Here is a 15839-nt window from a genome sequence, read left to right on the forward strand (position 1 = left end):
TTTATAAGCCTCACACTTCCTCCCTGTTTATCTATCTTTCGATACCCTCAAGCTTTATGCTACTAGGTATATAGTATTTTTCTTATGTACTTGTTAACCATTTCATTGTCTTCAGCTTTAAAAATGGTCTTTGTAAGGCACGTGTAATATGATAACACAGGCAATGAATAATCAATAATAACATAAAGTGGTAAGGGAAATGCGTCTGGAAATATTGTGCGAAGATCGTTTGGGTATTGCGCAAGAAGTGTTAAATATTTTGGCGCTACACGAAATCAGTTTACGTGGCATTGAAGTTGATTTAGTAGGAATTATCTATTTAAACCTGCCTGATTTGGCATTTGCCGAGCTGCAAAAGTTATTACCTGAAATACGGCATATTAAGGGTGTAACAGATGTACGGACTATACAATTTATGCCAAGTGAACGGGAACATTACGAACTATCAACGTTGCTACAAACATTACCTGACCCGGTCTTTTCTGTTGACACCAAAGGAGGTGTTATTATTGTTAATGAATCGGGATTACGGGTATTAGGAGGAAACTTAGAGGAAGTTCGTCAAATGCCAATCAATCAGTGGTTACAAGGGTTTAATTTAAATCGATGGGTTCAACAAACTGAACATTGGCCGATGAGTACTCCCATAAAAGTACAGGGAGAGGCGTATTTGGCTGATATTTTGCCAGTACATGTACCTAATCAACAGCAAGATCAAACCTTGGTGGGAGCTGTCATTTGTTTGAAGTCAGCAGATCGGTTAGGTAAGCAAATTCACGCTTTGCAACAGGTAGAGTCCTCACTGTTTTCTGAGATATTAGCCGTTGATACGGAAATGAAGCGCGTTATAAAACAAGCTAAGAAATTTGCAGGAATGGATGCTCCGCTGCAGATTTTAGGTGAAACAGGCACAGGTAAGGAGTTGCTTGCGCGTGCATGTCATAGCTTTAGTGTGAGAGCTGAAAAACCCTTTTTAGTTTTAAATTGTGCGTCATTACCTGATAATGTTGCTGAAACTGAGCTATTTGGCTACGGAGAGCGAATTGTAAGTGAAGAACAGCCTATTATTAAACATGGGATTTTGGAACAAGCTGATGGAGGAACTATTTTTCTCGATGAAATAGGTGAAATGTCTTCTCATCTGCAGATAAAGTTTTTGCGATTTTTACAGGATGGTACATTTAGACGTGTAGGGGATGATAAAGAAGTTAAAGTTAATGTGAGGGTCATTTGTAGTACACAAAAAAATCTACCTTTATTGTGTCAGGATGGTAAATTTAGAGAAGATTTATTTTATCGGTTAAATGTGCTAATTCTGCATTTACCACCATTGAGAGAACGAAAAAAGGATATTCTTCCTCTTGCAGAGATGTTTATCCGGCGTTATGCCAATCAGCAAAGTAAAGTGCCACCTAAACTATCAAAAGCGTCTGTTAATTTAATGCAACAATACCCTTGGCCAGGTAACATTAGACAGCTAGAACATGCTATTTTACGTGCCATTACTGTTTTGGAAAAAGGTGAAATTCGCCCAGAGCATATGCAACTACCTTCGTATGCTGACCGAGTTGGTTACTTAAGTACTTCCTTTGAAGGAACATTGGATGAGTCCGTCAAAAAATTTGAAAAGCAATTACTCTCGCATTTGTATCCTGCATACCCAAGCTCACGTCAGTTGGCAAAAAAGCTAGGTGTGTCACACACGGCTATTGCCAGAAAATTACGTGATTATGGAATTACAAAACATAGTCGGTAATCGCTATTCATGAATAGCGCTGAAGGTGATATTGTTTTAATTGATAAAATAATGACAATGTTAAGCAATGATTAAAATAATTCGCTAAATACATATACTAAAGTATCATATATCCTTGATTAGGTTCATGCTAATATTTTCTGCAAAAGTGGAGTGCACTATAGACAGTCATTTTGCTTTTTCCCTATACAATAGCTCTTAATGACTTATTGTATAGGCTGGTGGTTATATCCATAGCAAAGAGTGTTTAATACAAATAACAGGGATAGTTATGAAAAATACATGTATAGTAGATGATATGGCTGATGCAATTGTCACTTACTCTAATAAGGCTTTAGCTGATAGTCAATTTTTTAGAGACTTGGCGGGTGGTGTGATAGCCATTGCTGATTTACGTTATATTTTTATGCAGTATGAATACTGGCGTAATATATTTCATGAGTGGTTTGGTTTGTGTATTCTTAAGAGTGGTGATGCCTCACACCCTTATGTTTCTCATACTGTTCAAGCACTGGCCCACCATGTATTGGTTGAAATGAAAGAAAACCATACACTAATGTATCAACGTTTTATTGAACAATTAGGTGATTCGACCCATCCTCGTGATCCTGAGAGCCATGCCACTCGAAAATATAAATCACATTTCTTAAATGTATTTGGCACAAGTGATACTAACTTTGTTGAATCTGTTGCTGCTTTATCTGCCAGAGAATTATTTGCATCAATTCGAAATACTTATGTTAAGAAAGCACTAAAGACCTTTTATGGTATTGAAAAATCTCCTTGGTGGGATATTCATGAACATCTTGAGTTGGAACATTTTCGTGATACCTTTACCCCGCTTGAGCAAGAGCTTGAGGGTAAAAAACGCTATGTGACACTTATGTGTTTTATGACGAATGAAATTGATGCGCATGTACTATATTGGGATGAGTTATATAAAGAATCTCAAGTAATTAATATTAATAATCGACATCAACAAAAAATGGCAAGTTAATGCGTAATGAAATAACGCTAGGCGCTATTTTTTCACTGTTTTCAAGTCTGATGTGGGGAGCAACAGGCGTATGGATTAATTATCTTAATAATTTGACGTTAGATGATATCCTGTTTTATCGCTTCCTATTGTCGTTGCTCATTACAGGCATTATTTTATATTTAACGTCGCATACGCTGACTTTAACAAAACGAGCCATTGGTTGTGGTGCTGCACTTTGTTGTTATTATACTTTGGCGACCACTGCTTTTTTGTTGGCAGATATGGTTGATGTAGCATTGATTGTAAGTACTACTCCTGTCTTTATAATGGGATTTGAACGTTTTAAAGGAATTAAGCCTTCACTTAATAAGTTATTGGGAGCCATAGCAGCATTTATAGGTTCAACGTTAGTGATTGTAGGTTCTGCTGCGACTGAACTGTCGGTTTTTAATAGCAATAGTCATGTAATGGTTGGTTTGTTATGTGCTTTAGGAGCAGCCATTACTATGGCTGTTTTTTCGTTAATGAGTGCATCAAAAATGGTTGATGCATCAAGTGTTAACTTTTGGGCTTATTTACTGGGCTTTACTTTCTTACTTAGTTTGAGTTTACCCTTTCCTGAACTACAAGCACCTACTCCCCAGCAAGCAGGTTTATTGTTTGCTTTAGTATTATTTTCAACTATTTCTGCTGGCATGGCTTATAAATATGCATGCCAGCTCGCAGGTCCATCCACAGCTGCTATTGTACGTTTAAGTACACCATTATTGGCGGCATTATTATCATTTGCACTATTAGGTAAAGGGTTAACTTATATTCACTTAATTGCTACACCATTTATATTGGTAGGGGTTTTCTGGGTGATTCGTTCATAATTGTTAAGTATACTGTTGCTGAGATAATGGTCATGTACTTTCCTAATACACTGTAATCTTACCTGAAGACTTGCTTACGACAAATAGCTCAACGTATGTTATCCAGCCTTTGTTTTCCATTAGTGCATATTTAAATACGACAGCTGTTCATTTAATAATGATTTAGGTGTAACAGAAAGATACCCATAACTAAGGGTTTTTAGGGGAGGTCGTCAAGCGATGAAGCCCCCGGAGCTTATATTAATAAGTGACTGGGGTGGCAGTTAAATGCTCTTGCATAAACTGCATTTACACCATCCTTGCTGTTCAAGAACGCGGACAACAAACCCTAAAAATGATTTGTGAAGGGTATATATTTGAATTTTTTTGTGAAATAGATACTGGAAGTTTTCTACTGAGGGAGGGACAAATTAATTCATACACAGTATGGGTACAATCTATATTCAGCACAAACAATTTCATATGCAGTTACCCTGAATATGTATGGTTCACAGTTTGTTATAAATATAACAGTTTGATGATGCATTGTTATGTGTTTATAAGTTTTTTTTTGAAACTTCATTAAGCTGAATAGATTGAACTAAATATGTTGTGAACAGGTTTTATTGTAGGACACTGTTCACAAGGAATTGAATATTAAACCCAAATTCTGAGCTATATTGCTATGAAATTATTCAACTACTCGATTTTACTCAGTGGGATATGTTTGTTTTCAGGGATGAGCTTTTCTGCAACACACTTTGAAGGACTGTACCAAATTATCAATAAGCATTCAGGTAAAGCACTTGAAGTAGCTGATCATGGTGAGTTTCAAGGTGCCAATGTGAGCCAGGGGAAATTTACATCTGGTATGAATCAATACTGGAAAATTCTACCAGTAGGTGAACAGCAATACAAATTGGTCAATGCCTTGAGTCAACAAGTGTTGGATATAGCTAATGCAGGGGTTGACAATGGAAATAATGTGCAGCAGTGGAAGGATAATAATACAGCAGCACAGAATTTTATTTTAAAAGAACTTGATGATGGAACATATAAAATTGAGAGTAAATTAACGGGAAAAGTGATAGATGTAGACCAATGGAGTCGTAGTGATGGAGGAAATGTAATCCAGTGGGGTTGGCACGGGGGAAATAATCAACGCTGGGAAATCATTCCAAAAGGTGCTGTGAATGTTCCAATGGAAGGTGTATATAAAATAACTTCGAAACATAGTAGTAAAGTGTTGGATGTATCAGAACATTCAATGGAAGGTGCTGCCAATATTCAGCAGTGGACATATGGAGGTGGAAAAAATCAGCAATGGAAATTTCTACATCAAGGTGGTGGTTATTATAAAATAAAATCGGTACACAGTGGTTTAATGCTCGATGTAGCCAATGCCGAGGTTGGTGATGGGGTGAATATTCAGCAGTGGCATGAAAATGGAAATACAGCACAACTTTTTTCTCTTATCCAACAGGATGGATCAGATAACTTTTTGATTCGTAATAAAGCCAGCGGTAAGGTGTTAGATGTTACCGATTGGGCTATTCATAATGGCGCAAATATACAACAATGGACGGCATCTTCCCAGGCCAATCAATTATGGGAATTGGAACAAGTTAAAAACGGGGACCAGCCTACGCCGCCTAATAATTGTCGTCAACTGGTTTGGCAGGATGAGTTTAATTATCAGGGTAAGCCAGATGTTAATAAATGGGGATATGATACCGGAGGGAGTGGCTGGGGAAATAATGAGCTGCAACATTATACGTCTCGTAAAGAAAATGCCTATGTAAATGGCAGTCATCTTGTTATTCAATTGCGCAAAGAACCCTTCCAAGCTAATAACTATACATCAGCTCGACTAGTGACACGAGGAAAAGGTGATTGGACTTATGGACGTGTTGAAGTAAAAGCCAAGCTGCCAGCTGGTCGTGGTACTTGGCCTGCTATTTGGATGTTACCTACAGACAGGAAAAATGGTGGTTGGCCGAACAGTGGTGAGATAGATATTATGGAGTATGTAGGTTCTCGACTTTGGCCATCATTCAATACACATGACAGCTAAAAATAAGCTATTAGAAACAACAGGTTAGAATTAATTCATATCATGGTTTTCATTAGACATGAGTTAATTCAGGTTATAAACACTAACTGTATTGCTTTACCTGCAATGCCTTAGCTTCTAAATGGCCAAAGTCGAGTAGGTTATCAACCTAATATTGTGCATGGAGCAGTGCACACTGAGTTAAGAAATCACATGCGAGGAAATAATTTTTCTGTTGATGCGCATCATGATCAGGTTGAAGAAAAAGAACAAATTTATGCAATTGAATGGACTCAACAACAAATTGATTTTTATATTAATGATAAAAAATACGGTACCTATGAAAATAATGGTAAAGGTATTGGATATTGGCCTTTTGATGAGCGCTTTCATTTGATTTTAAATATTGCTTTTGGTGGTGATTGGGGGGGCACCAACGGTATTGATGATAGTATTTTTAGCAAGCCTGTTACTATGGACGTGGACTATGTGCGAGTATACCAACAAAAAGTGGACTGCAAATAGCTTGGATACTTTTAGGAAGTAAATTCCCATATTAAGGGTGATTAATATTGATCATTGCGAGAATGTAAAATGATGAAACCTCATAGGCTAACAACTCAGAAACGATTACTTTCTTTACTCATCAGTTGTAGTGTGCTGATGTTAGGTAATAATGTATTCGCAAAACCAGTCCTTGAACCTGCTCCAGGTAAATGGAAGGTCACAAATGATTATTCTGGCGCAACAAAGCCTAAAGGACAGCGCTATATTGCAGATACTTTAACACGTCCAGTGCCGACTAATCGGTGGTGGTCTTCTATGATGTGGGATTTTCAAGGTAAGCAGCCTTTTTCGGAGCGTATGTACCCACATCCATTGGCTATTGCTGCTGAGCCTGATGGTTTAGGGGTAAGTTATCCAACGCAGGCAACGGTTGCCAATAAAGGTAAACACTATGAGTATTTATATTATAAGGGAGAAGGCTGGGATAAGCGTGATTTATTGATTAGTGTGAATGGGTTGCAGGCACAAGAAACAAAAATCAATGATTATTCGGATTGGACGGTATCAGCGCTATGGCAACAAGGAAATAAGCAGCTAATTACGACAGCAGGACATGGTATTCCTTATATATTTGCACAGGCAAAAGGAGGTGATGCACGTATTGCACTGAATGATTATGATAACAATTTAAATGTTTGGTATCGGCAGGGAGATAAAATTGGTTTAACCCTCAATGGACACCATTATGGCTTGTTTGCACCCAGTGATACTCAGTGGGTGTTACAAGGTAAGGAAGCCAAAGTCACTTTGGCAGGTACTCACGGTTATTTTTCTGTTGGAGTTTTGCCTAAAGCGGATGAGAGTACACTTAACCAATATGCACGTTATGCTTTTAATGTCGTCAAAGATACTCAAGTTAGTTGGAAGTTTAATGAAGAAGAAGGAACGTTAAAGGCCACTTATCATTTTATAACTGAAGCCATAGAAAATCGTGGAGCAGATGAGCACACAATTATGGCGTTATATCCTCATCAGTGGAAACACAGCGAAAATGATTTCTTATCAGGTACCTATACATCTCCACGTGGTGTCATGAAAACCTTAACAGGAAATGAATTTACGACAACATCATACTTTCATGGCGTATTGCCAGGTTTACCGTTAGCAAAAAATATTGATAAACAACGATTGTTGAATTATTTGCAGACGGCAGTTACCAAAATAAAACAGTCTGGTTTTCGGCCAGATACTTATTTTGGTGGTAAGGATATGGCTAAGCTAGCCCATTTATTACCAATTACTGAGCAGTTAAAAAACACTGCTTTACGCAATGAAATTATCACGATGCTTAAAGCTCAGTTAGCGCAATGGTTTGATGGAAGTGATAATAACACGCCATTATTTCATTATCATGCAGATTGGCATACCCTGGTAGGATATCCAGCAAGCTTTGGTTCAGACAAAGAGCTGAATGACCACCATTTTCACTGGGGCTATTTTATTCAAGTTGCGGCCGCTATTGCACGTTATGATCAGGACTGGGCGAAAGATCAAGCATGGGGTGGTTTAATAAAAATGCTGATTCGTGATGCGGCGAATCCTGACCGAAAAGATCCTGACTTTCCCTTTATGCGTAATTTTGATCCTTATGCAGGACATAGCTGGGCATCAGGCCATGGTAATTTTGCACATGGAAATAACCAAGAGTCTTCGTCTGAAGATATGAACTTTGCAACAGGGCTTATCTTGTGGGGAGAAGCAACTCAAAATAAAACCATTCGTGATTTAGGCATTTATATTTATACGACAGAACAAGAAGCAATTCATCAATATTGGTTTGATGTTGACCAAGAAAATTTCCCCAATAAATACGAACCTGATATTGCGGCTATTGTTTGGGGGGCAGGCAGTGTTTATGCAACGTGGTGGACTGCAGAGCCAGAATCCATTCATGGCATAAATTTTTTACCTTTTCATGGTGGGTCGCTTTATTTAGGTCACCACCCTGATGCATTAGCGCGAAATTACCAAACACTATTAACATTTAATGGTGGTGAAGAAGGTAATGGTGGAAGTGCTGATGATTGGGAGGATATTATTTGGATGGCTCAGGCTTTCCGTGATGCTAATACGTTTTTAGCAAAATTTAATGCAAAAGCTGATCACTACCGTGTTGAAAGTGGTGAAACCAAAGCACATACTTATCATTGGTTATCGGCGTTGAACGACTTAGGGCTGGTTGATACAAACGTTATAGGTAGTTGGCCTTCAGCTGCGGTGTTTCAACGTGCTGGTAATCGAAGTTATGTGGCTTATAACGCAACGTGTAAAGAAAAGCAGGTTTCTTTTAATGATGGTATAACATTTTCCGTAAAACCTCAGCATATGGTCACGTTTCAAAATAATGAAATACGGCAACAAACTGTGATGGGATTATGTGATGGATCAGGTGATCCTGGTGGTGATACACCTGATACACCTGATACACCTGATACACCTGATACACCGTCCATCCCGCCCACCAATAAACCCTATGGTGTTCAGCTAATCAGCCAGTCTGCAGCACGGTTTTTTGTAAAAAAAGCCAAATGGGTTGATGTCCATTATCAAATAAATCAGCAGCCACAACAAAACGTGCGTATGCAGCAAAATCAACAGGGACAATGGATTTTGCGAATTAATGATTTAAAGCCCAATGATGTAATTCGCTATTTTTTCACTATCGCTAATCCACTGGCAAAGGATACCTCTTGGCAGCGTATAACGATTAGTCGACATACACCTGACAATAATGAAGGTATTATTGTTATTGATTAATTGTTTACTTCACCCCAATTTTGTTTAAGTAGCTGTTATAGGATTGGGGTGAAGGCTTTTGGATTTTCTCTGTCAAGTTGTCTGAGATAAAAGTGCTATGAAATTAACAGTGAAGTTAGCGATATTTGCCTCGGTGGTTCATGTTTCCAACTTGATGGCAACTCAGCAAAGTGATCAAGTACCACCAGTGATTTATGATGGTTGTTCAGCTTATGATATCGCGTCATTAGCACCTAAACTAAAAAGTTCACCCATTAAAGCATTTCGTCACCAATATAGCCAAATTTTAACTCACTGGTTTAAACCTTTTCATATGGTTCACGATGCGGTTGCAAATCCTGGTAAATCTACAACGATAACAGCTAAATTTGATTATGATCGGGTATGGCATAAAGATCTGGAAGATGAGGATATTCATGCTTATCTATTTGGTACAGGCATGGAACAATGGACATATTTAGGTCAGTATACAACAAATAATGATGGAAAAATTCATGTTAAGATTCCCGGTCAGAAAGCAGGTGATTATGTAATAAGAATGGTTGTGGAAGGTGATGGTACGACAGTAGATGGCTTTCTTAGCGTACGTCAACCTAAGCATGAAGCCATTGTATTTGATTTGGATGGTACACTGACCATTTCGGATGCAGAGCAAGTGGGAGATTATATAGGTATTAAAACCGCTACGCCGTTTTATTATGCGAAAGAAACCCTGCAAGCATACCGAGAAAAAGGCTATCAACTTATTTTCTTATCAGCTCGGCCTTATTGGTTAGCAAAAGATAGCCGAGATTGGCTACAGCATACCATGCAACAACCAGACTGGCATTTACACACTAATGAAAATGGTGAACTGACTAAAGCTGGACAGGGACATAAGGCATTTAAAACCAAATATTTAAAGAGATTACAAAAAGAGAGAAACCTAAAAATTGTGCGTGCTTATGGTAATGCGCAATCAGATATTGATGCTTATGAAGAGGCTGGTATTCCAAAAGCAGAAACTTACATTTTGGGAGAGAATGCTGGCAATGATGGTACTCAAGTGGTGGGTGATGATTACGTATACCATTTCACATCAGTCGTTGCTTCGATGCCAGAAGCAAAATGTAAGCAGCTTAAGTAGTTGTTTTATGATCAGCAAGCTGATTAGCGGCTTTGGCTTTGTAGGGTTAAGCTTGCTGATGCTATATGGGTGGCAAAGCTTTAGTTGCGAATAATTCTCATTTGTTTTAGTATGGTTATGTCAGCATCTATCTAAAGTGGACCATGCGTAAAGTAGGGTAACAGTTTCTTCCCTATTTATTTTGCACATGGACCATTAGAGAAAAGCTTGTGTAAACCATCGTGAATGAGGTTGTCTGCATTGGGAAGTTTAAACCCTCGTGAAAAAGCCGTAGAAAAGGTAGCGCCTGCGAAAAAAAAGCGTAATTCACCACAGTTATTATCTGTTATTAAAACGATGCGAATCTCGCCGTATATGCAGCGTATTACGTTAACGGGTGATTCGTTAAAAAATTTTCCCGTTGGGCGAGGTGGAGCCCATATTAAAGTGTTTTTTCCTCTACCCCATCAGCAACAACCTGTATTACCTACGTTAGGTCCTTCAGGGGTAATCTGGCCTCCAAAAGAAGAAAAACCAATTACCCGTACCTATAGTGTTCGACACTATGATCCTCAGCTAAATCAGCTAACAATTGACTTTGTTCTGCATGGTGAAAAGAGTCCTGCATCAGGCTGGGCATTAAATGCAAGAGTGGGAGATAAAATTGGTATTGCAGGTCCTGGAGGCCCTGATCCTTTACTAACTCCCGCAGATTGGCACATTATTAGTGGTGATATGACAGCATTACCCGCTATTTCGGCGATACTCGAAATGCTTCCAGAGCATGCACAAGGACATGTTTTTATTGAAGTAAAAAATCAAGCAGAAAAACAAATATTAACTACTGCAGCTAAAGGCCTTAAGGTTCACTGGCTGTATAGTGAGCATCAACCAGCTGGAACAACCTCGCTTCAGTTAGAGGCGATTCAACATGTACCAAAACCTGTTAATGCATCCTCGATATCTGCCTGGGTTGCTGGAGAAAATGCGGCTGTCATTGCTATTCGTGACTATTTAAAAGAAAAATATGGGTTAAACAAAAAAAGCCTTTATGCCGTACCTTACTGGCGCTATGGTTATGATGAAGAAGGGTATCATGCAGAGCGGCATAAAGTGATGGATGAATCGTATTAAACACAGATAACATACGGACGCCGTAAAAATTGCTGATTTAACTATATTTTTATAGGCTAATAAGTGAGTGTTTAAACAATTATTTTTAAGGCAATATAAGGAACAATATTTAAAATAATCGTTGCTAACTTATAACAGGCTAAGTACTGAAAATAAGTTGATAACAAATTAGTTTGTTTTACACCAAAAAGCTTATTATGAAGTGCTGTGATACGCTCTTTCATTATAATAATTGAAAGCGTGGAGATTAGTAATATGCCTATATTGATGATTGAGCACCAACCTAAAAAACTTGTGACTATGGCAATATTTGGCATATCCATAATATTCTCCTATTTAATATGTGAATGGCTTACCTCTACAAGTGTATTTGATAAGTACCCATTAGTATAAGTGGTGTATAGGTATGAGTAGGTTGACCACCAGGCACCATATTGTGTGACTGGTGGAATAAGTTACGATTGAATAATTTCTGGCCAGCGTTGAATGCTTTTTTTACGTAGTGCCGAAGCAAGATCACGTAATGGTTGTTCGATAGGACCTGGTATATTATGTGGTGTATAAAATGTAGACATCACTAGTTCATGAACAACTTGCTCTTGTATATCACGACAAGCGTTTTCTAAATCGCGGCGTCTGGGCCACTCGTTAAATTCCATATGAGGGGATTTTTTCAAGCAATAACGTAATGCTAGCTTGCACTCATCCAGTGTACCTACACATTCCCATGGTTTAATCGTTGCTGTAGTCAGCTCTACCATATACTTACGGATCGTGGGAAGTTTAAACAGGTCCTGGCCAAATATATTGATTAATGTTTGTTGTTCAAAGAAAGGGTATAAAGCCATGTAAGTAAAGGCACATTTATGACAATTATTACACCACTTATTTTTTCCCATGCCCATATTACAGCTAAAAAAAGCATCAAAATACTGAGGGAAATGGCTGAACATTTCTCCTAGTCGAAAGTCGGTGAATGGGCGAGCGATACTGAATAATTTAGCTTCTTGTAATACTGAGTGTTGAATAAACGTATTAAAAAAGTTTTCAAATGTTGATGTCTTACCACTTTGGTGATTTACCTCAACACCTTTATAAACGAGGTTGGAATCATCAGCAGAATGCTCAGCACCTGTTACAAGGTATTTGAAGCCTGTTAGATAACTAATAATAAGACTTGCTGCTGTGATCACTTGTAAATAGGGTTCTGCCCCCCAGGGATATACAGCATCAGTTTTTGCTTGCTCGCTTAAACAAAAGTCAAAAGCATATTTTTCTGGGTTGCCTGAACGGTCAATCACTCTTAAACGAATTGGGTTGGGATGTGCACTTAACCACGCAAATGGAAGACCAATACCCTTTAACAGTTCGGCTGATACACAGGAATCTTTACCTCCACCATTTAGCATTAATGCTTTTTCCTCTGCATGAGGGAAGGGTATTGGCTCTAATGGAATGTTCCCTGATGACAGAACGGTGACAGGTCGAGATGGATCAAGTCCTTGTAGGAATCGAAATTCAGCTAGGGCTGCGATCATGCGTTGTTCAAGTAATGCACATTCTTGGGGATTGAGTGCTGCACAAGCGCAACGGACAGTTGCAAAATCACTTAAGATGAAGTATCCAGCGGCAAAAGCTAAGCCAAGATTAACAAATAAGGAATGATGACTTTCTCGGTTTAAGTTTGACAGTTGATGTATAGGTAAGTCGAAACGTACCCAGCTATCGTAGTGTTGATTACCTACCCGGTAAGTGAAAATAATGTCAGGGAACTTCAACTCGTAATCTTCGAATATTAGCTCTTTGTTTCGAGGTAAAGGATCTTTGAAGAGGTTACGAACTTTTTTTAAAGGCCTTTTCAAGGCAGATAACCGGGTAGTGGACATCTGCATAAATCTGTTCCTTATTTAAACAGTATGTTAGTTGGGGCTCGACTCAACTTCCCATTATTTGTTTTTACCGTAACTTTGTATCTATACGGCCTTTTGCCCCTTGCTAAACAGTATACATAGTAAAAGGGTGTTGAAAAACATAATGTTAAAGAGAATATGTTTGTTATTGAGATAGCCTTCGCCAATCATTTCTAGGGGACAACTACGTTAAGTTTATGCTAATCCAGAGAGATGGTTCATCATGCTATTGATAAACATTTGTTGCGGATAAATGAATATGCAAATACTACCACAGGATTATTAGCACATCCTGAAGTGAAGCTTTTATGCGGTACTGGAATGTTTTAGAGGAAATAGAGAATGAGTCGTTTGCTATTCGTCAGTAGTTACTTCCATCCTTGGTTGTAACTGACTCAATAGCTAAGAATGTTTAGTTTTACAACGGGTTAATTGTTTAAGGTTTTACGAGTAAAGGAATGCATATATCAAATATCCATTTCCCTTCTGGGTAGTCTGAGGCATTGTTATAATAGATTTCATAACAGGGTTGCTCGCCACACTCATAACCATTGTCAACCAACCAGGTGAAGGCGTTGTCCCAGGCTTGTTGGAATTGGTCTGGCTTCACTTCAAAGTGGCATACTGCAAATGGTCCTCCCTGAAGCGTCTGAGTGGCAATGGGATCTTCAAGTGTAGCACCAGGTGGAAGGGTTATGCATGCATCCACACGACACTTTTCTGGGGGGGTGACCTCTGGGTTATCCCAGTACACACCTAAAACTATGCCTGTATTAAGAAGTCCCTTGGGGGCAGCCCATTGACATAATTCGTTAAAAGCCTTTTCACACGTATCAGGACCATAAGGTCCAATTTTTCTAACGTAAGCAACATGGTATTCAGGTAGCGTCTTGATTTCGGCTTTCACTTCGATGCTCCTATTTATCTTGGGTAAATCACTCAGTGAAGGTGTCATAGCATACGTTGCTTTCAGTGATAGGACGTTTTCCTTATTGCTAGGGTTGTTTCCAAACTTGCGTTTTTGCTTGCGGTAGGCAGAAGGGGTCATCTTAAAGTGTTGTCTAAACGCCTTTGAAAAATTTTGTGAACTGGAGAAAGCGTAGTGTAATGCGATGGTTGTAATACTGTCATTGGGTTTGTATAACAGGTGGTTTGCTGCTACTTCCAGTCTGATTCGGCGGGTAAATTCGGCTATCGTTTCACCCACAACGGCTTTAAATATACGGTGAAAGTGAAACATCGAAAAAGAAGCTTGTTGGGCAATTTCTTCTAAGGAAAGTTCTTGGTCCAAATTTTGACTGATATAGTTCATGGCAAGACATACACGCCTTTTATATTCGAGGGCGGTATGTTGTGTTATCGTCTTTTGTTCCATAGGTATGAGTACTGGCTAATCATAGGAGTTCAATTATATAAAATATACCCTTAACAATGGATATATTTTATATACACAGTTCAAAGGAAACAAAAGACCTTAAATAATTATTCTGCAGGCATGTATTTCGCGTACACTTCAGCCTCAGTCATGTTTTCTGTTTCATTGGCAAACGTGTAATAGTCAGGCTTCTTATCAATAAATATCTGGTGGTTGAATTTAAAGTGAGTAGGCTGATCAAAAAATCCTGCAGGAATAATGTAGTCTTCTGTACCTTTTAAGTGGTAGAAAATGTGAGTGCCACAGTGTTTACAAAAACCTCTTTCTGCCCAGTCCGATGAACTAAATGCTGTAATATTTTCTTTGCCCTCTATAGTGAGTTGTGAACCACACTCTACTGCTAGTAGTGGTCCTCCAGACCATTTTCTGCACATGCCACAATGACAAGCTCCGACATGAGGCTGTACATTGGTAGCATGAATTTTAACTACACCACATAAACACTTTCCATCACAACTCACAGTTGTTGACATCACTTTCTCCTTGTGCACTTAGTACCATGAAACGGGTATTTATAATGATGGGTATAACGGATAAATGTTTAGAAAATATTATATCCAGTGATGAATTATTTCAACTAATCTATCAGGCTGTTCTAAAGGTAGCATATGACCTGAATTTTTAACTTCAAAAAACTGTAGATTCTTGTTTTTAGTGGTAAGTGCTTTTAATGTGGTGCGATTGACTAAGTTATCTTCTTCGCCTGCACAAAATAGGATAGGTAAATCAATTTGTCCTAATGGCTCTGACAGGCCATCACGTAAGGTTGTATTGCTGAGCTGGTTAATGAGTACTGTTTTGCCTAGCGCTAAGTCCATTGCAGTTATTATTTTAATGATATTTTGGTTGTCTTGGTTTTTAGCGTGTAAATATTTTTTTATTTTTGCAAGCGGAATTCCTTGATAGTCGTTATTTTTTAGCCAGTTAAGACTTTTATTTCTGATGAGTATTTCAGATTTTGGAAGAGCACCAGGTGAGTTTGCTATGACCATGAGTCTTCTCATCCTTTCAGGGTAGTTAATGGCTAAAGCTGATGCGATGTAACCTCCTAACGAGAATCCAACGAGATTTATGTTTTTTAGGGGGAGCTTTTCAATTATTGTTTTTAGCATGTTATTAATATTTTGAGCCTCAGGAAGAGGGATATGTATTGGGTTGTAATCGGCTTTAAGGCGAGGCCAGACCTTTGACCATAGTCGTTGATCGCACATAGTACCCGGTAGAAAGAAAACCGTTTTACTCATGATGTATTACCTTGATGATGTAGGTTGCGTTGAAGCACTATTTTG

The 15839-nt window shown here is 38.5% G+C and carries 12 protein-coding genes and 1 pseudogene; 8 read left to right on the forward strand and 5 right to left on the reverse strand.

All coding sequences use genetic code 11. The features are described from left to right. The first annotated feature begins 199 nt into the window (after window positions 1-199). From tyrR to KCG35_RS12185, 8 genes and pseudogenes are all read left to right on the forward strand, one after another. Window positions 200-1756: a transcriptional regulator TyrR gene (gene tyrR / locus KCG35_RS12150; RefSeq protein ID WP_215819966.1), complete on the forward strand. Its 1557-nt coding sequence runs from the start codon at window positions 200-202 to the stop codon at window positions 1754-1756. 271 nt (window positions 1757-2027) lie between these two features. After that, window positions 2028-2753 carry a hypothetical protein gene (locus KCG35_RS12155; protein ID WP_215819967.1) on the forward strand — a complete coding sequence of 242 codons (726 nt, stop codon included), beginning with the start codon at window positions 2028-2030 and terminating at the stop codon, window positions 2751-2753. Continuing rightward, window positions 2753-3610, forward strand: a complete 858-nt coding sequence (locus KCG35_RS12160) for a DMT family transporter (RefSeq protein ID WP_215819968.1) — start codon at window positions 2753-2755, stop codon at window positions 3608-3610. Before KCG35_RS12155 ends, KCG35_RS12160 begins: the two co-directional genes overlap by 1 nt. Window positions 3611-4274: 664 nt before the next feature. Further along, window positions 4275-5663 (forward strand): RICIN domain-containing protein, encoded by a 1389-nt coding sequence (locus KCG35_RS12165; RefSeq protein WP_215819969.1) that lies wholly within the window; start codon window positions 4275-4277, stop codon window positions 5661-5663. A gap of 150 nt (window positions 5664-5813) precedes the next feature. Continuing rightward, window positions 5814-6167, forward strand: a pseudogene (locus KCG35_RS12170) (glycoside hydrolase family 16 protein); the annotation flags it as partial. Between the two features lie 69 nt (window positions 6168-6236). After that, the gene (locus KCG35_RS12175) at window positions 6237-8966 is read left to right on the forward strand and encodes a glycosyl hydrolase (RefSeq protein WP_215819971.1); all 2730 of its coding nucleotides are present in this window, start codon (window positions 6237-6239) and stop codon (window positions 8964-8966) included. Between the two features lie 97 nt (window positions 8967-9063). Further along, window positions 9064-10092 carry a lipin/Ned1/Smp2 family protein gene (locus KCG35_RS12180; protein ID WP_215819972.1) on the forward strand — a complete coding sequence of 343 codons (1029 nt, stop codon included), beginning with the start codon at window positions 9064-9066 and terminating at the stop codon, window positions 10090-10092. A 225-nt stretch (window positions 10093-10317) separates the two neighbouring features. Beyond that, a complete protein-coding gene (locus KCG35_RS12185; protein ID WP_215819973.1) occupies window positions 10318-11205 on the forward strand; it encodes a siderophore-interacting protein in 888 nt (295 codons plus the stop codon). Between the two features lie 71 nt (window positions 11206-11276). Here KCG35_RS12185 and KCG35_RS12190 read toward each other — a convergent pair whose 3' ends face one another. The 5 genes from KCG35_RS12190 to KCG35_RS12210 form a co-directional block, all read right to left on the reverse strand. Beyond that, window positions 11277-11528 carry a DUF6868 family protein gene (locus KCG35_RS12190; RefSeq protein ID WP_230409166.1) on the reverse strand — a complete coding sequence of 84 codons (252 nt, stop codon included), beginning with the start codon at window positions 11526-11528 and terminating at the stop codon, window positions 11277-11279. Between the two features lie 132 nt (window positions 11529-11660). Beyond that, window positions 11661-13097, reverse strand: coding sequence for a MurL-like N-terminal domain-containing (locus KCG35_RS12195; RefSeq protein ID WP_215819974.1), 1437 nt, complete (start codon window positions 13095-13097; stop codon window positions 11661-11663). A 454-nt stretch (window positions 13098-13551) separates the two neighbouring features. Then, on the reverse strand, window positions 13552-14490 hold the full coding sequence (locus KCG35_RS12200) for an AraC family transcriptional regulator (RefSeq protein WP_215819975.1): 939 nt from the start codon (window positions 14488-14490) through the stop codon (window positions 13552-13554). 107 nt (window positions 14491-14597) lie between these two features. After that, window positions 14598-15023 (reverse strand): GFA family protein, encoded by a 426-nt coding sequence (locus KCG35_RS12205; protein ID WP_215819976.1) that lies wholly within the window; start codon window positions 15021-15023, stop codon window positions 14598-14600. Window positions 15024-15101: 78 nt separating this feature from the next. Then, window positions 15102-15794 (reverse strand): alpha/beta fold hydrolase, encoded by a 693-nt coding sequence (locus KCG35_RS12210; RefSeq protein WP_215819977.1) that lies wholly within the window; start codon window positions 15792-15794, stop codon window positions 15102-15104. Between the last annotated feature and the right edge of the window lie 45 nt (window positions 15795-15839).

The sequence above is a fragment of the Zooshikella harenae genome, from assembly GCF_018837975.1.
GTDB classification, from domain to species: Bacteria; Pseudomonadota; Gammaproteobacteria; order Pseudomonadales; family Zooshikellaceae; genus Zooshikella; species Zooshikella harenae.

What these genes read in the sequence shown, in the direction of transcription:
- KCG35_RS12190 (WP_230409166.1), bottom strand. Translation starts at nt 11,528, where the DNA reads ATGGATATGCCAAATATTGCCATAGTCACAAGTTTTTTAGGTTGGTGC.
- KCG35_RS12165 (WP_215819969.1), top strand. Translation starts at nt 4,275, where the DNA reads ATGAAATTATTCAACTACTCGATTTTACTCAGTGGGATATGTTTGTTT.
- KCG35_RS12155 (WP_215819967.1), top strand. Translation starts at nt 2,028, where the DNA reads ATGAAAAATACATGTATAGTAGATGATATGGCTGATGCAATTGTCACT.
- KCG35_RS12195 (WP_215819974.1), bottom strand. Translation starts at nt 13,097, where the DNA reads ATGCAGATGTCCACTACCCGGTTATCTGCCTTGAAAAGGCCTTTAAAA.
- KCG35_RS12175 (WP_215819971.1), top strand. Translation starts at nt 6,237, where the DNA reads ATGATGAAACCTCATAGGCTAACAACTCAGAAACGATTACTTTCTTTA.
- KCG35_RS12180 (WP_215819972.1), top strand. Translation starts at nt 9,064, where the DNA reads ATGAAATTAACAGTGAAGTTAGCGATATTTGCCTCGGTGGTTCATGTT.
- KCG35_RS12200 (WP_215819975.1), bottom strand. Translation starts at nt 14,490, where the DNA reads ATGGAACAAAAGACGATAACACAACATACCGCCCTCGAATATAAAAGG.
- KCG35_RS12185 (WP_215819973.1), top strand. Translation starts at nt 10,318, where the DNA reads ATGAGGTTGTCTGCATTGGGAAGTTTAAACCCTCGTGAAAAAGCCGTA.
- KCG35_RS12205 (WP_215819976.1), bottom strand. Translation starts at nt 15,023, where the DNA reads ATGTCAACAACTGTGAGTTGTGATGGAAAGTGTTTATGTGGTGTAGTT.
- tyrR (WP_215819966.1), top strand. Translation starts at nt 200, where the DNA reads ATGCGTCTGGAAATATTGTGCGAAGATCGTTTGGGTATTGCGCAAGAA.
- KCG35_RS12160 (WP_215819968.1), top strand. Translation starts at nt 2,753, where the DNA reads ATGCGTAATGAAATAACGCTAGGCGCTATTTTTTCACTGTTTTCAAGT.
- KCG35_RS12210 (WP_215819977.1), bottom strand. Translation starts at nt 15,794, where the DNA reads ATGAGTAAAACGGTTTTCTTTCTACCGGGTACTATGTGCGATCAACGA.